The sequence below is a fragment of the Mesorhizobium sp. 01N446 genome (genome assembly GCF_056399285.1).
The window spans coordinates 352,448-373,521 of record NZ_JBFTRA010000005.1 but is presented as its reverse complement, the minus strand read 5'-3'; the positions used below and the strand labels follow the sequence as shown (position 1 = coordinate 373,521).

Genomic DNA, 21,074 nt, shown 5'->3' with positions numbered 1-21,074 from the left:
ATGGCAGAAATCGCGAACCCCAGCGTATCGATTCAGAACCTGTCGCTGAACTATGGCGCGGTGTCGGTTCTGCAGACGCTCAATCTCGATATCGCCGAGGGCGAGTTCATCGTGCTTCTGGGGCCCTCCGGCTGCGGCAAGTCGACCTTGCTCAACTGCATTGCCGGGCTGCTCGACATTTCGAAGGGCCGCATCTTCATCAAGGGCAAGAACGTCACCTGGGAAGAGCCCAAGGATCGCGGCATCGGCATGGTGTTCCAGTCCTATGCGCTCTATCCGCAAATGACGGTTGAGAAGAACCTGTCCTTCGGCCTGCGTGTCGCGGGCCTGCCCAAGGAAGAAATCGCCAAACGCATCGCGCGCGCCGCGGAGATCCTGCAGATCGAACCACTGCTGCAGCGCAAGCCTTCCGCGCTGTCCGGCGGCCAGCGCCAGCGCGTGGCGATCGGGCGGGCGCTGGTGCGCGATGTCGACGTTTTCCTGTTCGACGAACCGCTGTCCAATCTTGACGCCAAGCTGCGATCCGAACTGCGCGTCGAGATCAAGCTGCTGCATCGCCGATTGCAGAACACCATGATCTACGTCACCCACGACCAGATCGAGGCGATGACGCTCGCCGACCGGATCGCGGTGATGAAGGGCGGCGTCATCCAACAACTAGACGCGCCGCAAACCATCTACAACCGTCCGGTCAACCGCTTTGTCGCCGGATTCCTTGGTTCGCCGGCGATGAATTTCATCGAGGGTCAACTGGAAGCCGGCGATGTCGCGGCATTCACCGCCGACGGCGTGTCGATACCGCTCGGCCGCTATGAGTTCGACAAGGATCGCGGCAGCGCCGGCAAGCCCTGCGTGTTCGGCATCAGGCCCGAGCACGTCGCCTTTGGAGACGCAGCTAGGGCCATGCCGTTCACCGCCGAGTCAGCCGTCGAGATCGTCGAACCGATGGGCTCCGACACGCTGGTGTGGACCAAGCTCGGCGGCCGCAATTTTTCCTTCCGCGTCGAGGCGGAAAAGACGCTGCGCACCGGCGATCCAATCCGGATCGGCTTTGACCCAGCCCGTGCCTCGCTGTTCGATACCCCATCCGGCAACCGCCTATAGCTCCCAAGCGCCATCCTCCCAAGACCCACCTTACCAAGCAGAACGGACAGAGACGATGAACTGGTCATTCCAACTTTACAGCGCCCGCAATTTTCAACCCTGGGAAGGCGTGCTCGCCACCCTCGGCAAGCTCGGCTACACCGAGGTCGAAGGCTTCGGCGGCGTCTATGAGAATCCCAAGGCCTTCCGCGCGGAACTCGACAAGAACGGGCTTTCGATGCCGACCGGGCATTTCTCCATCGATGCGCTGGAAAAGGATTTCGACGGCGTGCGCAAAACGGCCGAAGCGCTCGGCATCAAGCTTCTGATCTGCCCCTATCTGATGGCCGAGGACAGGCCGTCCGATGCGGCCGGCTGGCGTGGCTTCGGCGAGCGCCTGGCCAAGGTCGGTGAGGTTGCCTCGAAGGCCGGCTACGGCTTTGCCTGGCACAACCATGACTTCGAGTTCAAGGCACTCGCCGACGGGTCGGTGCCGCAGGATCACATCCTGTCTTCGGCCCCCGGTATCGGCTGGGAGATGGACCTCGCCTGGGTGGTGCGCGGCGGCGCCGATCCGCTGCCCTGGATCGAAAAGCACGGCAAGCGCATCGTCGCCGTGCATGTGAAGGACATCGCCAAGCCGGGCGAAGGACAGGACGAGGATGGTTGGTCGGATGTCGGCCACGGCACGATCGACTGGGCCGGCCTGATCAAGCTGTTGCGGGCCAAGAGCGCTGCAAAGTACTTTGTCATGGAACAGGACAACCCCAACGACATCGAGCGCTTCGCCCGCCGTTCGATCGCATCCGTCAAGGCTTACTAGGAACAATGATCATGGCAAAGAAGCTAGATACTGGGAAACTGGGTATTGGCGTCATCGGCTGCGGCAACATCTCGAAGGCGTATTTCTCGCTGGCGCCGCTGTTTCGCGGCATCGAGATGCGCGCCTGCGCCGACATCAACATGGATGCAGCCAGGGCGCGGGCGAAGGAGTTCAAGCTGCGCGCCGAGACCGTCGAGGACCTGCTCAAGGCCGACGACATCGACATCATCGTCAACCTGACGATACCGGCGGTGCATTACGAGGTGTCGAAACGTGTGCTCGATGCCGGCAAGCACGTCTATTCGGAAAAGCCGTTCGTGCTTTCGCTCGAGGAGGGCCAGGACCTCAAGGCGCGGGCAGAGAAGAAAGGGCTGCGCATCGGCTCGGCGCCCGACACATTCCTCGGCGGCGCGCACCAGCTGGTGCGCGAACTGATCGATGAGGGCAAGCTTGGCAAGATCACCAGCGGCACCTGCCATGTCATGGGTCACGGCATGGAGCATTGGCACCCCAATCCGGATTTCTTCTTCCAGCCGGGCGCCGGACCGGTGCTCGATATCGGGCCGTATTACATCACCAATCTGATCCAGCTGATCGGTCCGGTGAAACAGGTGGCGGCCTTTGCGACAACCCCGGCCAAGGAGCGGACGATTTCATCGAAACCACGCGCGGGCGAAAAAATCCCGGTCAACACGCCGACGACCATCCATGGCCTGCTGGAGTTCGAGAACGGCGCCGTTGTGACGTTGAACACCAGCTGGGATGTCTGGACTCACGGCCACGCGCCGATGGAACTCTATGGCGAAGCGGGCACGGTATTCGTGCCGGATCCGAACTTCTTCGGCGGCGACGTGCGTTTCACCGAAGAGGGCAAGCCGGTCAAGAAGCTGCCGAAATGGAAGCACCCGCTTGGCGAGCCCAATGAAATGCACGGGCAGGGCATGATGGCCAACTACCGCACGGCAGGTCTCGCCGACATGGCATTGGCGATAGTCGAGGGGCGGCCGCATCGTTGCTCGATGGAACTGGCGCTGCATGCCGTCGATGTCATGACCGGCATACTGCGTTCCGGCGAGACGGGAAAATTCGTCGCCATGCAGACCACTTGCGAACGGCCGGCGGCACTCGGCGTCAAGGCGGCCAAGGACCTGCTGGCCAAGAAAAAGTAAGCCGCGGAGATTATCGATAATTTTGACTTGCCCCTCTCCCCGTTCGGCCGGGGAGAGGGTAAAAGGGCGCCGGGCCGGCTCGCCGCTTTTGCGATGAAGCTGCCCGGTCTGTTCAGCTTCGAGGATATTTCCCCATGCCCTATGTCGCCGCCGAAAATCGCTACGAAAAAATGATCTACAACCGCTGTGGCCGCTCAGGCCTCAAGCTGCCGGCGATCTCGCTCGGCCTGTGGCACAATTTCGGCAATGACACGCCGCACAAGACGAAGCAGGCGATCGTGCGCAAGGCGTTCGACCTCGGCATCACCCATTTCGACCTTGCCAACAATTACGGACCGCCGCCCGGCTCGGCCGAAACCGCTTTCGGCGAAATCCTGCGCACCGATTTTTCCGCCTATCGCGACGAGCTGATCATCTCGACCAAGGCCGGCTATGAAATGTGGGCCGGCCCCTACGGTGAATGGGGCGGGCGCAAATACATGCTGGCCAGCCTCGACCAGAGCCTGAAGCGGATGGGGCTCGACTATGTCGACATTTTCTACTCGCACCGCTTCGACCCCGACACGCCGCTGGAGGAAACCATGGGTGCGCTCGACCACGCGGTGCGCTCGGGCAAAGCACTCTATGCCGGCATCTCGTCCTACAACTCGCAGCGCACCCGCGAGGCCGCCGACATCCTCAAGCGGCTCGGCACGCCCTGCATCATCCACCAGCCGAGCTATTCGATGCTGAACCGCTGGGTTGAGGAGGATGGCCTGCTCGACACGCTGGAGGGGCTTGGCGTCGGTTCGATCGTGTTTTCGCCCCTGGCTCAGGGCATGCTGACCGACAAATATTTTGGCGGTATCCCCGAGGGCAGCCGCGCCTCCCAAGGCAAGTCGCTGAAGACGGCCTTCATCAACGACCGCACCATCGCCAACATCGAGGCGCTCAACGCGATCGCCGGCAAGCGCGGCCAGACGCTGGCGCAGATGGCGCTGGCCTGGGTGCTGCGCAAGGGCAAGGTAACGTCGGCGCTGATCGGCGCCAGCCGGCCGGAGCAAGTCGAGGACTGCGTCGGCGCCCTGAAGGTTCTCGACTTCAGCGATGCCGAATTGGCCGAGATCGACAGCTACGCGCGCGAATCCGACATCAATCTGTGGGCAGCCTCGGCCGAGCGCAAAGGCCCGCCGAGGAAATAGCTGCGCCTGGCAAGTCGGCAAACAAAACGGCGAGAACATCTCCCGCCGTTTTTGTTGCACAGCAAAATGGCGCGAGTCAGGGCTTGGCCGGTCTTTGCGCGGTGCCGACCCCGGGTTTCGGCTTTTCCGGCGCGGGGGCCGGGGTCTTCATCTTCGCCTCGATCCAGCCGCCGTAGTTGGCCAGCCGCGTGTAGATGCCATAGGCGTCCTTGTGGCCGCAGGCCGCGCTGCCGTCGGCGGGGCCTTCACCCCAACTGACGACGCCGACCTGGACCGGCCCGTCGGCGCCGGTCATGAACAGGGGGCCGCCGCTGTCGCCATTGCAGGCATCACGCACACCGCTGGTGGTGCCGGCGCAGATCATGTTGCCGGTCAGCGGATCGGTCATGTCGGCGGCAATCGCATTGGCGGCCGCATCGATGCCCTTTTCCGAATAGCGCATGCGATGGGACAGATCGCCGAGCGCCGCCTTGAGGTCGTGCGCGTAGATGGCCTTGATGCCACTGTTGCAGGCGCTGTTGGGCTGCAGATCGAGATCCGCGACCATCAGCGTGGTCGGGAACGTCCCGTCCTGCATCTTGCCCCAGCCGGTGACGGTGGTCTTGCCGGTGTCGGGGGTCGCCTCGCGGGCAAGCTTGATGGTCGGCGCATCGGCCGGCTCCGCCAGCCGGAGCAGGCCGAGGTCGTTGTCGAGCGTCTGCTCGCTGTAGCCCTCGTTGACGATGACCTCCACCACCTTGTGGCGCTTGCCTTCGCTGAGGTCGGTGGCGCCGGTCAGCACGGTGACCGTATCCGGCGAGATCGGCCTGCCCTTGTCGTTGAGGCAGTGCGCCGCCGTCAGCACCCATTGCGGCGCGATCAGGCTGCCGCCGCAGAATTGCGCATTGGCCTGCGAGGCCGGGTTCTCGTCCAGCCTGGCGGTGGTGAGCAGCGCGACCTGGAACGGATAGGCGCCCTTTTCGGCCTGGTTGCCGCCATAGACCCGGTCGGCGCCGTCAGGGTTCTCCGCCGCCGCCTTGGCCCTGGCCTCGGTCACCCGCTGCATCGGCGAGACCGCGGCTTCGGGCCTTGCGGTGCCTTCATCCGCCCGACCGAGGTTGGCAGATACAAAGGCAGCTGTAATGCCAAGCAGCGATGCGGCAACGATTGGCCCGAACCGATTTGTGATGTGCACCTGAAACCTCCTCAGACAATTCTCCCGCGCGGATCGACGCCGGGCATGTGCAAGGAGGTGTTGCCGGTTCAGCGATCCGCACGCGTACCGTATCGAAAACGGCGCGCGACCGGTCACAAAACCGAATCCCACTTTTGCTAACCGTGCCCGCGAGCAGAACCCGCACAAAATCCTATAGCCCCCCACGGGCTACGTGGAAGCGATTTGTCATTGCCAATCTTGGATTATTTTAGGCAGTATACCGCCGCAGAGTTTTTTTGGCGGGGGCCTTGAAAATGACAGCCCAGAACAACGCTCGCGGGGAATGCCGATGAGCAAACTCATTTTTCGGCGTCACCACGATCTCGACAATATTTCTGTATTTTGATCCAGTCCTTGCTGACTTTTGGGAGAGTCTCACCATGACAAAACTGACAAACGCACTCATTGCGTCCGCATTGCTTTCCACCGCAATGTGGACGGTCCCGGTTTTCGCCGCCGACCCTGGCTCCGCCAGTGCCGGCAATGGCGAAAGCATGCGGGACGTTACTTCAGGCGACTTCAAGGCCGGTCGGGCAAAGCCGATCACGACACCGACGCTTACTGACGAAGACAACCGCGCCGCGCCGCTCACCGACGAGAAGGCGGCTGTTAAATCCTATGGCATCGTCGGGCGTTCCGCCGATGGCAAGGAGATCAAGATCGAGCCGAGCGAAGCACTGCGCGAGCTCATCATCAAGGAGCTGAACGCGCCGGCCAATGGCGCGGCCGGGGCTGAGCGCAAGACCGAGGACCCGGGACTGGGCGAAGGCGAAGCAGGGCGTCAGGTTTTCGGTCCCGACGATCGCGAGCAGGTCAAGAACACCAAGACCTATCCGTTCTCGGCCATCGGCTATCTGGAGGCCAAATCGCCGAAGACGGGCAGCTATGGCAGCTGCTCGGCAACGCTGATCGGCCCGCGCACCGTGCTCACCGCGGCGCACTGCCTCTACAGCCATGAGGACAAGGACTGGCTGTCCGAATATCTGTTCGTGCCGGGCCTCAACGGCAGCACCGCGGATGACGCACCGTTCGGCGCCTTCACCTTTGAAAGCGCCTATGTGCTGCAGGGCTTCATCGACAACTACCAGGGCTATTACGGCTCGGTGATCCCGTGGGATCTGGGCATCATCACGCTGAAGCAGGATGTCGGCACCAATCTGGGTTGGCTGGGCTACGCCAATTACGACGATCTCGGCGATTTCACCGCCAACCTCGTCGGCTATCCCGGCGACAAGCCGATGGGCACGATGTGGAAGGCAAGCTGCGAAGTGCATGCCGAGAACATCGCTCCGGAATATTTCCAGTACGACTGCGATACGTTCCCGGGGTCGAGCGGCAGCTCGGTCTATGCCTATGACACCAAGTCTAAGCAGCGCATCATCACCGGCGTCAACGTGGCGGAAAGCCCCGACGCGAACACCGCCGTGCGCCTCAACGCCGCCAACGTCCAGTGGATCAACAGCCTGTACAAATAAGCGCTACGGGTTCGCAGTGAAGACAAAGGCGGCGGGTCAATCCTGCCGCCTTTTTCGTGCCGATCCTTCCGCATGGCTTCCCTTGCACGAGGCCGGCGCCCCGACTACGCTTGGCTTGCCAAGGGGGCGAGGCGTCCAGGGGGCTCAAGGGATGGGGCGGACAAGGGCAGTATTCGGGATCGCGGCGGCATCGATGCTGGCCACGCTGATGTTTTCGACGGCTTTTGCCGATCCCGCCCCTGTCGGCGGCGCCTGGGCGGAGCGCGTGCAGATCCTCTATCAGGCCGACACACGCTCGGTGTTGCGCCGGACCGTCCGCGTCTGGGATTTCCATCCTGAGAAGAACCTCGATTTCGTCTGGGAGCCGGCGGCGGGCCAGTCGCCCGACCGGACGATCGCCGAGGACGGCACCATCAACGGCAAGGGCAGGCTGGTGTGGCGGGTGCGCGGCTCGGCGAGCTATGATCCGAAGACCGTCTATTCCAGCTATTTCGGTGACATCAGGAACGGCCGGCCTGACGGGCAAGGCCGGCTCGAACTGCGTTCGGGCGAGGTTTTCGATGGACATTGGTTAGCCGGAGACCTCAACGGCAAGGGCATCCACGTCGATGCCGACGGCAACCGCTATGAGGGGGAGTTCGTCGACGGCGTTCCGAATGGCGAGGGCCGGTTGCTTTCGAAGACCGGCGAGATCTTCGCCGGCTCCTTTGTCGGCGGGCTGAAGAACGGCAAGGGCCATACCCGGCTCGCCGGCGGCACTGTCTATGAATCGCAATGGGTGATGGGTAAGGAGGTCGGCGGCTCGCGTCCCGACGTTCTGGCCGATGCCAGGGTCGGCGGCCTGCTCAAGGCGCAGGCCGGCGGCGGCGATGCCGACAAGGTCGAGATCGGCGTTATCGTCGACCAGCGCATGACCCAGCAGGCCGACATGAAATACCAGCATCTGGTGCGCGACGAGGACGTTGCGATCTATCCGGAAGACAATCTCTACAACGACGCCTGGAACGGCACCGGAACGGTCAACACGACGAATGTCTATGGCGGCGCGGACTGGGAGGACACGCCGGCCTTTGCCGAGGTCGACCTGAAGACGACAGACGAATCCAGGGTCAAGCTCGACAGCCTGGAAATGAAGGTCGCTGCCAGCGATGCCTACCGCAAGCCGATGCTGTCGATCTCGGAGCATTTCGGCTGCATCGGCTTCCGGCCGGATTTCTCGATCGTCAACAATGGCTGGGGCGACGCCAAGGCCATGAAGATGTCGATCCAGTTCACCACCGTGGACGAGGAAGGCAATCCGACCGGCCAGCCAAGCCGCATGTTCACCAAGGACATCGGTGGTTTCGGCGATGGCGTCGACGTGTCGATCAAGAGCGTGCTCGACGAGGCCGGCGTCGATACGGCGAGCCTTGAGACGGGACGTTTTCCCTGCCCCTCGGTCGACAGTCTCAATGTCTGCCGCAGCCAGCTCACCAACAAGATCAAGTTCGGCGAGGTCGGCGACTATCTCGGCAATTTCAATCAGGCGATGACGCTGAATGCGATCGGCAAATTCGACTATTCCTGGGCCGACGATCAGGGCAATGTCTACCAGCAGAGCGAGCCGTTTCGCGCCCAGATGACCATGGCGGTCTTCGAGACTCCCGAATCGATGGCCGAATGCGGCGATGGCGGCGGCGGCAGTCCGGAAGCCATGCGCTACCAGAACATCGAATTCCCGATCGGCAAACACGACTACACGATCGCCATGCCGATGCGCGGCAACAAGAATGTCAGCGCCTATACGGCGCGGCTGAAAATGTGGTCGGCGATGTCGTCGATCCACAGTTTCAGCATCGCCGCGCATTTCGCCGATGGCAGCGTGCGCGAGAGCAAGCCGGTGACCTTCTTCTATTTCCGCCCGAAGCAGTCGTTGTTCGAGACCAAGACCGAACCGGCGGCGTGCTATCTGCCGCGCCAGATGATTGGTTGCGGCTAAGGTATGTCGATATTCAGATTAGGGCCTATTTCCGGCCCATCTCGAAATAGTTGGGCAGAGGGATCAGCCTGATAAAGATCGTGCCCTGGGCGAAGACGCGCAATTCCAGCATCGATCCTGACGAGCGCTCGGCGCTCTGGTCGAACAGGAAATTACCGAGCGAGTAGACTTCCGCCACATCGCCGCCGGCCAGCGGGACGATCGCCTCGCTCGACACATGCGGATGGCCGCCGACAATGGCTGAAGCGCCGCGCAATCGCATCTCATCGGCAAGCATCTCTTCGCGCGCCGACGGTTCGGTCTTGTACTCGCGGCCCCAATGGACGAAGGCGACGGCCGGACGCTGCGCATCCTCGTGCAGCAGCCGGTCGAGCAAGGCAGGGGTCAACAGATCGGTGTTCCTGGAGCCATTGGTGTCGATGTCGGTCAGGCCGACAAGGTCGAGGTCGTCCAGCGCCAGCGTCTCGCCCTGGCCGAAATGCGGGATGCCGGCCTTGTCCAGCGCGCGCAGCGTCTCGGCATAGCCAGACGGCCCGAGATCATAGGCGTGGTTGTTGGCGAGGCTGACGCCGGCGACATGCAGCCGCTTCAGCATGCTGGCAGCGAGGTCTTCCGGCATGGCCAGCGTCATGTCGTCGATCGCTTCGGGCACGTTGGGCAGGATGACACCTTCGAGATTGACGATGAGCGGCCGCGATCCGGTCAGCGCCAGGATGCTGTCGAYGATCTTGTCGGCCACGCCGTCGCGAACCAGGACCGTCTTCATGGCGCGACCGAAATTCACGTCGCCGGCAAGATAGTAGATCCTGTCCTTTGGCCGCGCCGGGTTGTTGAAACCTGGGCCGAAGGCGCCGAACAGCGCCACGACATAGCTGGTGGTGCGCTCGACATAATCCGAGGTGTGTTCCTGCGAGTTCTCGTTGGCGACCACCAGGGGCTGGGCGCCGAACAGTTCGCGCTGCAGCCGGGTCTGGATATAGAGCGCGCCGACGGAATCGGCATGATCGGGCTGGCGCAAGGCGGCGATGCCGTCGAGCGAGCCGGCTGCCAGCATGTTCAGCGTCTGCTGGTCGAAGCGCCTGGAATCGTGCTGGGGCAGATAGTGCGAGAAGTCGGTGGATTCGACGACCAGCGTGTCCCGGTCGACAATCGGTTTCAGCGCCTCTGCCAGCCTGTCCCAGTCGCCGCGCTTCGCCTTTACCGACATCGCGATCGGCACGATCTTCGCCTCGGGGAAATAGTGGTGCACGAAAGGCAGCATGGCACGCACACCGTGCTCCTTGTCGAACAGGCAGGATTCCTCGACCATGTCGCCATGCGCTTCGAGAAGCCGTACGGCATCGCTGTCGGTGGCCACCGGGCCGAGCACCGTGTCGAAGCCGCGCAGCGTGGTGGCGTAGAGCTTTTGTGTCTTGTGGAAATGGTCCGGCGACAGGATGACGATGCGCTTGTAGCGGAAGCCGGACGCGGCATGAAAACCCAACGCCACGAGATCGGCGGCCAAGAGATGATGCGGCACGGTGATGCCTGTCAGCCGCTGGTTGGACGGCTGAACATCGGCGACGCTGGCGATGGCATCCTTGAACAGGGTGGCGTCGTCGTAGAAGGGCGGGAAGTTTTCGGTGTGGGGTGGGCAGACGATCGGGGTGGGCTGTGCCGTGCCGCAGAGAACCAGAGAGACGATGATAAGCGTCAGCAGGCGGGCTATCACGGCTCGGCCAACACGATGTTCTCCACGCCGCCGACATAGTAGAACGGCTTCTGCTTCGACGCGGTTAGCCGCACCACTTCGCGCGAAATGAAATCGGCGAGCCCGAACAGCGTCACGCCGCCATCGGAGGTTTTGGCCTTGCCGCGCAGGCCTTCGAGGATCGAATAGGTGAAGACGCCGTGGCCGAGCTCCGGCAATTCGGCGGCGGTGTTGTTGGCCGCGGTCGCCGAAAACACGACGATGCGCGCGTCCTGCGCGTCCTTTTCCAGGCGCGGGTTGAAGGCGTTGGCGGCGTGGCAGGTGTCGAGCAGCATGAAGCGCATGCCCTTGGCCCGTTCGACCGATTTCTGGATGTCACCCCAGTCGACAAGTGAGGAGCGCTTCCAGCGATCGGCATCCTGTTTGCGGCCATCGGTCGGGATGAAATAGTAATCCTCGTCGATGTTGATGCCATGGCCGGCGACGAAGACGATGGTGGTGTCGTGCTCGCCAGGCTTGTCGAGGAAATCGGCGAGCTGATCGTCGATCGTGTGCGAATCCGGTTCCATGACGGTGTCGGCGCTGGCGACCGTGTAGGTCTGCTGGGCCTTGTCGGGGCTTTCGTCGAGCGCCTCGCGGTTGACCAGCACCAGCGTCTCCATCGACGAGAACAGCGGCGATGATTTCTGCGCAATGACGTTCAGGAATTCGGTGGCATCGTCGACGGGGTAGCGCAGGTCGCAGGTGTGGCCCGAACAGGCATCGGTCAGGAACGGATATTTGTCGACGCCGATGACCGCGACATAGAGCTTGCCCTTGGCCTCGGCCTTTTCGGTCTTCCTCGCCAGCGCGGTCACGCTGCGCTCTGTCAGATAGCCATATTCGTTGGTGCCGGTGATGCGGATGGTGTTCTGGCCGTCCTCCACCGGCACTTCCACTGTTGTCTTGTCGCCATCGGCCGAGCGCGTGGCGATGTCGCCGACATTGCGGCTGTTCGACAGGATCGAGAAGCCGGCGACATCGGTTCCGGCTTCCTCGGCGCCTGTGATCTCGACGGCGACATAACCGTCGCGGACCTTGCTCTGGTCGTCGGCAAGGCGGATGCCGAATTCCGGCGGCTTGCGCTGCAGAAGCTTCTGCAACTCGTTGTCGACGCCCGGCCGCATCTCTTGGACCGCCTGCTTGGCGCTGCGCAGGATGATGGCGCGGCGCACCATTTCCGGGCTCCAGAGGTATTTCTTCAACTGGCCGGCGCGGATGAAACGGCCTTCATGGTCGCGGCCCTGGTTGACGTGCCAGCCGATCAGCTTGTCGCCCTCGTCGGAGGAGTAATAATAGCCCTGCGGCATCCAGGCGATCCATTGCGAGCCGGCAAAGAACATCGACACGATCAGCTCGTGCGTCTTCAGGTTCCACAACCTCAACGTCTGGTCGGCGCTGCCGGTGACCAGCAGACCGGCCTTCTGCGAGGCGACCATTGCGTTGATTTCGCCGGTATGGCCGATGAATTCGCCGGAGACCCTGGCGGTCGCCGCCTTGTATTCCAGCAGCGTGCCGTCATTGCCGCCGGTGATCAGCCCAAGCCCGTTGTCGATCAGCGTGAAAGCGGAATGGGCAAAGCCGTTGGTGGCGTCGTTCTCGATCGAGCGCACCACCTTGCCGCCATTGGCGATCTCCAGCACCGCGTTTTCCAGCGCGTCCTTGCCGCCCGTTTTGGCGTGCAGCGACCATTCACCGTCGGCAAGTGCTGCGCGTGCAAACGAGTCGGGCTCGGTCAGGGGCTGCGGGTCGTCGAAGAACCGCTCGGTGGTGGGCAGTTCCAGCTTCTTGTCCAGCGCGCCCAGCTGTTCCGGGCAAGCCACGCGCTCCGGGCAGGGGTTGGCATTGCCCCAGGCGATGATGCCGTTTGCCGGATCGACGCCGACAGCGGTCACCGGCTCTCCAACCCCTTGCAGCAAGGCCTTGCGTTCGCCGGTTGCCGGGTCCCAGACCTGGATGGCGTTGCGGGTGCCTCCGGCGGTCGCCACAAGCGAGCCGTCGGCATTGGCGGCGCTGGCATAGACGGTGCCGTCATGGCCGGCGTAGTCGAGCAGTTTCTCGCCGCTGTCGGTGTTCCAGACGATGGAGCGGTGCTTGTCGGCGCAGCGATAGCCGCAGGATGCGACCAGACGCTCACCCTTGGCGAAGCTCAGCGAGCCGATGAGAAAAGCCTGCTTCGGCATGGCGCGCGCCAGCGTGCCGTCGGCGGCGCGCCAGAGCTGGACCTGCCCGTCCTTGCTGCCGGTGGCGAACAGGCTGCCGTCCTGCGAGATGGCCAGCGCGAGCACGCTGACGTCCCGCAAAGGCTCGGCCTCATCGGGCAAGGCGATTTCCTCGCCCTTGGCGACATCCCACAGCCGGATGCCGTTATCGGTCGTCGTCGCCGCCAGCCGGGTTCCTCCCGCGGCAAAGGCCAGCTTGTCGATGTGCCAGGAATCGGCGTCGAGCTTCTTGTCCAGCGTCCAGCCTGACGTGGCCTTGTCGTCCTGCTTCCACAAATAGACGACGCCGTCACCGCCGCCGGCAGCCATCATCTTGCCATCAGGCGAGAAAGCGATGTCATAGATCGCGTAGTCGGCGGCCTTGAGCACGGCCTTGATCTTGCCGGTGGCGAAGTCGAACAGCCTGATGTCGCCATAGGGCGGCTTGTCGCCGAGCCCGGCGCCGAAATAGCCGCCGGCGGCGATGGTCTTGCCGTCCGGCGAAACCGCGACCGCGAAGATCTTGCCGTCGTTGCCATTGCCGAGATAGCCGCGAATGGTGCGCAGCGTCACGCCGCTCTGCCAGTCCCAGATGCGGATGGTCTTGTCATCGGATGCCGAGACGAGGTCCTCGCCACCGGGTGTAAAGGCGAGGTCGGCAATCCGCGCGGTATGGCCTGATGTATCGAGGTCGAGATGGAAATCCGGGACATCGTCAGCGCGGGCGGCAGAGGCCGTGATCAAGGCTCCAGCCATGGCCAGCCACCGGCAGGCGCGCATGAGGCGGATGCTGATCCCAGCCTCTTCCATAGCTATTTGACTTCGGCCGCCGGTTGCCCGTTGCGCACATAGGCCTCGATCGCCGTGGCAAAGGTGGGTGAGCCCGCCTTGCGCTGCTTGTCGACATAGCCGGCAAAATAGCTCCAGAAGGAGACGGCGTAGTCGTGGAAATAGGCATCGCTCACCTTGCGCGAGCACAGGCCGCCGTCGACGCAGAAGGACAGGCGGTTGAGGAAATAGACGATGCGGTCGAAATTCTCGCTGAAGTCGGCGAGCGGCATGTCGCCGCCCGAAGCGCTCATCGCCTCGATGCCGATCCGCTGGCGGAACACCTGCTCCTCGGTCGGCGAAGGGCTGGCGCTGAGCAGCTTGTCGTATTTGGCGTTGAGGGCTGCAAGACGATCCTTGAGCGCCCGTTGTGCCTGCTGGTAGTCTTTGGTTTCCCAGAGCTCGACCAGGGACATGGTCTGTTCGACGCGCTTCTGCTCCTGGTTGGCCAGGAACTGGTAGACCGAGAATGCCAGGGTGAAGATGATGGCGAAACGCACCAGCAAGCCCGACCAGGCATAGATCAGCATGCGCCAGTCGCGATCGGTGAAGGGATTGCTTTCCTTTTTGATCTCGTGGCTGCTCGGCCAGGGGAAACCTTCGGTGGTTTCCGGCAGCCTCTCCTTCGCCGCCGGTGCCTTTGCGGGCGCGGCCACCGGTATATGCTTTGTCGTGCCCCCCGGCTTCTTCATTTGCAGCTGTCCAGCTCGATGGTGGCGGAGGGATCAAGCACCACGCCGGGCGCTTCAAGCTGCTTTTTCAGGCATGCCAGCTGCGGGCGCGAAACTATGAACTGCATATCCGGCTCCGCCGGCGCTTTGTTGGGTGAGGGCAAGGCTTCAACCACGCCGCGCGAGGCGCAGCTTGAGAGATCAACCACCACCGCGTCGCTGCTGGTCTTGGCGAACTGGTCGTACTGATCGAGGAAGCACGTTGCCAGTTCCGAATTGAGGACCACCTGCTTGGCGCAAAGGCCGCATGTGTCCTGCGCCGACGCATTGGCGATCAGCAACAGGCCGCCGGCAAGTCCGGCAACCGTTGCGCGCCAGGAGAAAAAAGACTTCTTCACAATCGATCCTATCTGCTTCGTCAGCCGCTAAGCCTTTTGGCTGCGGCCGGGATGTTCTCATATCGCGCCAATCGCGCAAGAGCCGGATATACCAGGCCGTACGACCCTGGTGCGGGAGCTCAGGCGCGCGGCACCGTCTCCATCGGGAAGATCATCACCGCCCCCTTCGGGCCGCTCTTGTCGGCAAGCCGCATCACCGAACGGGTCGGCGGCGCCATGCCGATATCGGCGAGCATATCGGAGAAGCTGGTGGGGCCAAGCCCGCGCGTCATCGACGCGACGCCGTCCTGCGCCAGGAAGCTCAAATCTTCCTTCTCGCTTTCCGCCGGTGCCTCGGTCAGCACCGCGATCATCCGCTCCATGCCAAAGCTGGTGTCGGTGAAGGCGAGCAGCCCTTCCTCCAGCGTGGCTTTTGGGGCGAGGCGTTCGGCAACGATATGGGTGATCGAATAGTCGCTGCCGACATAGAGCACGTTGATGTCGACCAACTGGTCGGAGCTGTTCCTGGCCAGCACATGCACCTCGTCACCCGGCGAGACGCGCGGCACCGCGGAAGCCTGCAGCGGCTCAAGCCCATCCTTGTCGCGGCGCTTGATCTGGAACTGCACGTCGACATCCTCGGGCTTGTAGTCCGAGGCCGCTGCCAGCCGCGACAGGCCGGTGGCGCGGAAGATGGTGCGCAAATTCCTGGTCGTGGCGTCGACCAGCATCTTGCGATCGTCGGGATGGATGATGATCAGTGGCGGCTTGCTGCCGTCCTTCAGCGTCACGTCGCCCGATGCCGGCAGGAACCACAGTGCCGGCTTGTCGGACGCGTCCTTGGCCGCGCCGGCGATGGCATTCTCGCGCATCACCGCGAAGCGCAGCTCTGCGCTCTTGCCAGGATCGACCAGCTCGATGTTGAACCCGGTTTCCTTGGCCGTGGCCAGTTCGTCGAGAACCGAATTGACCAGCTCGGTTTCCTTCTCCAGTCCCTTGGCCGGGGCCGGCCGCGCGACAGCGAGCTTGTAGTCGACGGCGATCTCCGCCACCCGCGCATAGGCGTTGGCGGGAATGTCGGTGAGCTTGAGTGCCGGCTTCTTCTCGAACTCGACCGGTTTGACGCGGCTTTCCAGGTTCTTGGCCGATTGTACCTCGAGATAGCCGACGGCGTCGGTCAGTGACGACAGCGCCGAGGGCAGGATGGCGAGCTTGCTGCCCGGCGTGAGACGATGCAGCAGGCCGGCGCCGATCGTCGCCTCGCCGTCCTTGACGATGATGGGCCACTGCATGACTGCGTCGGTCTTGTCGGTGCCGAAGACGCGCGCGTCGAGTTCGCCCTCGAATAGCGGCGTCGGCCGGGTGCGGCTGTCGGCCGAATATTGCTGCAGCACCGCCTGGCCGAGCTGGCGATAGGTGACGTTGGGGTTTTCGGCGAGTTTCGACAGGATGGTGAAGGTGAACAGGCCAAAGCGTGGCGCATCCGCCGTGCCCTTGGGCAGCGGCATTTCCGGCGTCGTTTCCACCGTCTGGGCGGCATAGAAGGCGACCAGCTTGCCCTTGGTGATCGGCTCGCCGCCGGTCGGCGTCAGGTTGAAGGCGGGCTTGCGCGCGCCATTCTCGTCGAGGCCGCGCGAGGCGCTTGCGACCGTATCCTCATAGGTCTTGACGGCTGCCGCCCTGGCGGCCTCGTCGCCGCCCACCAGATCGGAGAATTCGACCTTGCGCTCCAACTCGTCATCGACCTCGACGGCGCGGGTCGCGGTGCCGGAATGGCAGCAGTCGAAGACAGCCCAGACGAAAGCGCCCTTGTTGCGGATGGCGTCCAGCGCATCGCCGATCTCATTGTCGACCAGCGCGTTCGGCACGCCTGCGTCGCGATTGATCCATTTCTCGATGTCGACGGGCAGAAAAATCTCGTCGAGCCCGTCGGTCTCGTCGCCCTTGACCCTTTCGGGCTGCTGGGCGCCGTGGCCGGACAGATGCAGGTAGACGAAATCGTCGCGCTGGACCTTGGCGGCAAGGTCGGCGAGTGCCGCCTTGATCGCCGCATGGGTCGGCAGGCCCTGGGCGCCGGGCACGTCCTTGGCGAGCAGCGTGACGTTTTCGGGCGCGAAGCGCACCGGGTCAGGCACATTCTTCAAAAGATACTCGTGCACCAGGCCGGCATCGTTCTTCGGCCCGATCAGCCAGTTCCTTTGCGGCAGGGCAGGATATTCAGTGCAGGCCACCAGCAGCGCGTGATAGGTGCGCGATGCCGCCAGTGCCCGGAACGAGAGCGTACCGGCCGCCATCAGCGCGGACGTGCCGACAAGCAGCGTCCGGCGTGTCAATTTGATCATATTGCTTCCCCAAGCCCGATCGAATTTCCCAAGCGAAACCACCCTCGTCGAGGATTTTGTCAGTATTTTGAATGTTGCTGCATCATCAAGCCTGCCGTCCTTAAATGCGCCGGCACGTTATCGATCGGCCCGGGACAACAACAGAAGAGTAGCAAAGACGACGGTTCGTCGCTATCTGAATGGGATCAGGCGGTTTGCGCGGGCAAACAGGCTGGAGATGGCGCAGGACAAGTTGGAACCGGAAAATGGCGGCAAGGGATGTGCTGACGAAAAACCAGCTGTGCGTGCTCGAGAAACTCGAGACCGCCAGCGGACCGCTCAGCGCCTACACCTTGCTCGACCAGCTGCGCGAACGCGGTTTTCGTGCGCCGCTGCAGGTCTATCGCGCGCTCGACACGCTGGTGAAGTCCGGCTTCGTGCACCGGCTGGAAAGCATCAATTCCTTCGTCGCCTGCGCCGAACCGCATGACCACAGTCATTCGATGACCGCTTTCGCCATCTGCGACACGTGCGGACAGGTGACCGAAATGTCTGACCACGACGTCGACCACCGGCTGAACGAATGGGTCAATTCCACCGGCTTCGCCGCCAAGAAGGCGGTGATCGAGTTTCGCGGTGTGTGTGCGAAGTGCAGGGCCGAGGCGGCTTAAGCCTTCGCTTCGTCATACTAGGGCGAAGCTAAGGAGCGAAGCGACGCGCGCAGACCCTAGTATCCATTCCGTGACACGGACGTGTTGCAGCGATGCAGAACTCAACCTCCGCCGCGATCTTCTTGTGAGGTCCCGGCATGGATCCTCGGGTCAAGCCCGAGGATGACGAAGCCTTGGCGCTAATGCGCCTCGTCCCAGTTGTTCGCCGCTCGCGCGTCGACATGCAGCGGCACCGACATCGATACGGCCGGCATCGCCGCGTTTTCCATGACGTGGCGCACGACGGGGATCGTCGCTTCGACTTCAGCTTCCACCGTCTCAAAAATCAGTTCGTCATGCACCTGCAGCAGCATGCGCGCCGACAGTTTCGCCTTGTCCAGCGCTTCCTCCATGCGCACCATGGCGCGGCGGATGATGTCGGCTGCGGTGCCTTGCAGGCGGGCGTTGATCGAGGCGCGCTCGTTGAACGCGCGCAGCGACGGGTTCGAGGAGCGGATGTCCGGGTAGTGGATGCGGCGGCCGAAGATGGTTTCGACGAAGCCGTGCTCGCGGGCATATGCCTTGGTCTCTTCGATGTAATCGCGGATGCCGGGGAAGCGCTCGAAATATTTCTTGATGTAGTTGCTGGCTTCCTCGCGCGGGATCGACAGCTGGTTGGCGAGGCCGAAGGCGGAGATGCCGTAGATGATGCCGAAATTGATCGCCTTGGCGCGCCGGCGGATCTCGGAAGGCATGCCCTCGACGGGCACGTTGAACATTTCCGACGCGGTGATGGCGTGGATGTCGGCGCCGTCGGCAAAAGCCTGCCGCAATTGCGGGATTTCGGCGACATGGGCAAGCACGCGCAGTTCGATCTGGCTGTAGTCGGCCGAGACCAGCCGGTTGCCCTTGTCGGCGATGAAGGCGGTCCTGATCTTGCGGCCTTCGGCGGTGCGCACCGGAATGTTCTGCAGGTTCGGGTCGGAGGACGACAGCCGGCCTGTCGTCGTCGCGGCGAGCGCATAGGAGGTGTGGACGCGTTTGGTGTCCGGGTGGATGAAGCCCGGCAGCGCATCCGTGTAGGTCGATTTCAGCTTGGTCAGCTGGCGCCAGTCGACGATCTTGCGCGGCAATTCGTGGCCTTCGGCGGCGAGGTCTTCCAGCAACTGCGCCGAGGTCGACCACTGTCCGGTCTTGGTTTTCGAGCCGCCGGGAAGGCCCATGCGGCCGAACAGTATGTCGCCGAGCTGCTTGGGCGAGCCGATGTTGATGCGCTCGCCGATGAGCTGGTAGATTTCCTCTTCCAGCCGGGCAGCGCCCTGCGCCAGTTCGCCCGAGAGCCTGGACAGGATCTGCCGGTCGACGGAAATGCCGCGCTGTTCCATGCGCGCCAGCACCGGCACCAGTGGTCGTTCCAGCCGCTCATAGACCGAGACCAGCCCCTTGGCGGCAAGCCGTGGTTTCAGCACCAGCCATAGCCGCAGCGTCACATCGGCGTCCTCGGCGGCGTGCGCCGTCGCCCTGTCGATGTCGACCTGGTCGAAACCGACGGCGCTCTTGCCGGAGCCGGTCACATCCTTGAGCACGAGCGGGGTGTGGCCAAGCCATTTCTCGGCCAGCGCGTCCATGCCGTGACCATGCGGGGTGCCGGCATCGAGCACGTAGGAGATCAGCATGGTGTCGTCGAACGGCGCGACATCGATGCCGTAGCGGCTCATGATGACGAGATCATATTTCAGGTTCTGCGCGACCTTGAGGACCGATTTGTCCTCGAGCAGCGGTTTGAGCTCCGCCAGCGCCTCGCGCAGAGGTATCTGGTTTTCGAGCGTGCCGCCGCCGAGCAGGTCACCATTGCCGCTCTTGTGGGCAAAGGGAATATAGGCGGCGCGGCCGGGCGCCGTGGCGATCGCCATGCCGATCAGTTCGGCCTGCATCGGATCGCCCGATGTCGCCCTGACGTCGAAGGCGGTGATTCCGGCCTCCCGCGCCTCGGCGACCCAGGCTTTCAAGGTCGCGATATCGCGAATGCAGGCATAGGCTGATGTGTCGATCTTGCCGGTGGCCGCGCGCTCCAGCCGCAAGGCTGAGAGCAGGGAAGGGGTGTCGCCTTGCCTGGCGGTGTCCGTCGTCGCCGCTTCGTTGGCCTGGCCCGACTCGGCACCGCTGCGGGGCGGCGCTCCGGCGCCGACATCGGGGCCGTGGGCGTAGTCAGCGCGCTCGACGGTCACCGCGACGGCCTGGACGTCGCCGGCGTCGGTGCTGGTCGCTTCCGCCACGCGGCGGGTCAGCGAGGTGAATTCCATGGTCTTGAGGAAGCCGATAAGCTTCGGCCCGTCCGGCGCATGCAGGACGAAATCGTCCAGCCCCTCGGTCACCGGCACGTCGTTCTTCAGCGTCACCAATTGGCGCGAGATCAGCGCCTTGTCGGTGTTGGCGATGATCGATTCGCGCCTCTTGTCCTGCTTGATCTCGCCGGCGCGGGCCAGCAGTCCGTCAAGGTCGCCGAATTGCTCCAGCAACTGCGCCGCCGTCTTCGGCCCGATGCCGGGCACGCCGGGTACATTGTCGACCGAGTCGCCGGTCAGCGCCTGCAGATCGACCATCTTTTCCGGCGGCACGCCCCATTTCTCGATGACTTCGGGGATGCCGATCTGACGGTCCTTCATCGGGTCGTACATGCCGACCGTATCGCCGACCAGTTGCATCAAGTCCTTGTCGGAGGAGATGATGGTGGTGTCGCCGCCGGCCTCGCAGGCCAGCCTGGCATAAGTGGCGATGAGGTCGTCGGCTTCATAACCTTCGATCTCGATGCAAGGCAGGTTGAAGGCCTTTGTCGCCTGGCGGATCAGGCCGAATTGCGGGATCAGATCTTCCGGCGGTGCCGAACGGTTGGCCTTGTATTCGGGGTAGAGGTCGTTGCGGAAGGTTTTCGAGGAATAGTCGAAAATGACCGCGAAATGCGTCGGCACAATGCCTACATCGGTGTTGCGGGCATCCTGCATCAGCTTCCACAGCATGTTGCAGAATCCGGAAACGGCACCGACAGGCAGGCCGTCGGACTTGCGGGTCAGCGGCGGCAATGCGTGGTAGGCCCGGAAGATGTAGCCGGAGCCGTCGATGAGGAAGAGATGATCGCCTTTTTTCATGCCGGCAGGGATAGCGCGGCACGATGGCTTGGTCCATGCCAAAGACATCGCCAGCCATCGGTTCCGTCAACACCCTGACAGATCGGGCTTACAGGCCCGCTCACGGGCACGTTACAAAAGTGTAACGTTGATGCCCTTGAATCGCCACGTTCAGAGACCCAAATACACGTCATCGGCAGTTTTCGCCGAAGTCCGGAGCAAGGCCCGTCCCCCGCCTATCCCGGACAACTGCGGCAGCCTATCCCCC

The 21,074-nt window shown here is 63.1% G+C and carries 14 protein-coding genes; 7 read left to right on the top strand and 7 right to left on the bottom strand.

Annotated elements, in window-relative coordinates; all coding sequences use genetic code 11:
• The 4 genes from AC1DPX_RS21160 to mgrA all read left to right on the top strand — a co-directional run bounded on the left by AC1DPX_RS21160 (window position 1) and on the right by mgrA (window position 4,256).
• Window positions 1-1,104 carry an ABC transporter ATP-binding protein gene (locus AC1DPX_RS21160; RefSeq protein ID WP_477239441.1) on the top strand — a complete coding sequence of 368 codons (1,104 nt, stop codon included), beginning with the start codon at window positions 1-3 and terminating at the stop codon, window positions 1,102-1,104.
• A 55-nt stretch (window positions 1,105-1,159) separates the two neighbouring features.
• A complete protein-coding gene (locus AC1DPX_RS21155; RefSeq protein WP_477239321.1) occupies window positions 1,160-1,906 on the top strand; it encodes a sugar phosphate isomerase/epimerase family protein in 747 nt (248 codons plus the stop codon).
• Window positions 1,907-1,917: 11 nt separating this feature from the next.
• Window positions 1,918-3,075, top strand: a complete 1,158-nt coding sequence (locus AC1DPX_RS21150) for a Gfo/Idh/MocA family protein (RefSeq protein ID WP_477239319.1) — start codon at window positions 1,918-1,920, stop codon at window positions 3,073-3,075.
• A 134-nt stretch (window positions 3,076-3,209) separates the two neighbouring features.
• Window positions 3,210-4,256: an L-glyceraldehyde 3-phosphate reductase gene (mgrA, locus tag AC1DPX_RS21145; RefSeq protein WP_477239317.1), complete on the top strand. Its 1,047-nt coding sequence runs from the start codon at window positions 3,210-3,212 to the stop codon at window positions 4,254-4,256.
• Between the two features lie 76 nt (window positions 4,257-4,332).
• Here the strand turns inward: mgrA and AC1DPX_RS21140 are convergent, their stop codons facing one another.
• Complete coding sequence (locus AC1DPX_RS21140) at window positions 4,333-5,430, bottom strand: serine protease (RefSeq protein ID WP_477239315.1); 1,098 nt, start codon at window positions 5,428-5,430, stop codon at window positions 4,333-4,335.
• A gap of 401 nt (window positions 5,431-5,831) precedes the next feature.
• Between AC1DPX_RS21140 and AC1DPX_RS21135 the strand changes: the two genes are divergently transcribed.
• Together AC1DPX_RS21135 and AC1DPX_RS21130 are read left to right on the top strand one after the other, a co-directional pair.
• Window positions 5,832-6,926: a trypsin-like serine peptidase gene (locus tag AC1DPX_RS21135; RefSeq protein ID WP_202357837.1), complete on the top strand. Its 1,095-nt coding sequence runs from the start codon at window positions 5,832-5,834 to the stop codon at window positions 6,924-6,926.
• 193 nt (window positions 6,927-7,119) lie between these two features.
• Window positions 7,120-8,904, top strand: coding sequence for an MORN repeat-containing protein (locus tag AC1DPX_RS21130; RefSeq protein WP_477239313.1), 1,785 nt, complete (start codon window positions 7,120-7,122; stop codon window positions 8,902-8,904).
• 25 nt (window positions 8,905-8,929) lie between these two features.
• On the opposite strand, the gene amrB is transcribed toward AC1DPX_RS21130, so the two are convergent.
• From amrB to AC1DPX_RS21105, 5 genes are all read right to left on the bottom strand, one after another.
• Window positions 8,930-10,615 (bottom strand): AmmeMemoRadiSam system protein B, encoded by a 1,686-nt coding sequence (amrB, locus tag AC1DPX_RS21125; RefSeq protein WP_477239311.1) that lies wholly within the window; start codon window positions 10,613-10,615, stop codon window positions 8,930-8,932.
• The gene (locus tag AC1DPX_RS21120; RefSeq protein ID WP_477239309.1) at window positions 10,612-13,590 is read right to left on the bottom strand and encodes a caspase family protein; all 2,979 of its coding nucleotides are present in this window, start codon (window positions 13,588-13,590) and stop codon (window positions 10,612-10,614) included. The genes amrB and AC1DPX_RS21120 overlap by 4 nt, the downstream gene beginning before the upstream one ends.
• Before the next feature lie 56 nt (window positions 13,591-13,646).
• Complete coding sequence (locus AC1DPX_RS21115) at window positions 13,647-14,354, bottom strand: DUF4760 domain-containing protein (RefSeq protein WP_477239307.1); 708 nt, start codon at window positions 14,352-14,354, stop codon at window positions 13,647-13,649.
• Window positions 14,351-14,731, bottom strand: coding sequence for a hypothetical protein (locus AC1DPX_RS21110; protein WP_202357842.1), 381 nt, complete (start codon window positions 14,729-14,731; stop codon window positions 14,351-14,353). Before AC1DPX_RS21110 ends, AC1DPX_RS21115 begins: the two co-directional genes overlap by 4 nt.
• A 119-nt stretch (window positions 14,732-14,850) precedes the next feature.
• Window positions 14,851-17,052 carry a caspase family protein gene (locus tag AC1DPX_RS21105; RefSeq protein WP_477239305.1) on the bottom strand — a complete coding sequence of 734 codons (2,202 nt, stop codon included), beginning with the start codon at window positions 17,050-17,052 and terminating at the stop codon, window positions 14,851-14,853.
• A 245-nt stretch (window positions 17,053-17,297) separates the two neighbouring features.
• Between AC1DPX_RS21105 and AC1DPX_RS21100 the strand changes: the two genes are divergently transcribed.
• Window positions 17,298-17,702: a Fur family transcriptional regulator gene (locus tag AC1DPX_RS21100; protein WP_202357844.1), complete on the top strand. Its 405-nt coding sequence runs from the start codon at window positions 17,298-17,300 to the stop codon at window positions 17,700-17,702.
• Window positions 17,703-17,881: 179 nt separating this feature from the next.
• Here the strand turns inward: AC1DPX_RS21100 and polA are convergent, their stop codons facing one another.
• Window positions 17,882-20,827, bottom strand: a complete 2,946-nt coding sequence (gene polA, locus AC1DPX_RS21095; RefSeq protein WP_477239303.1) for a DNA polymerase I — start codon at window positions 20,825-20,827, stop codon at window positions 17,882-17,884.
• Window positions 20,828-21,074: the final 247 nt, after the last annotated feature.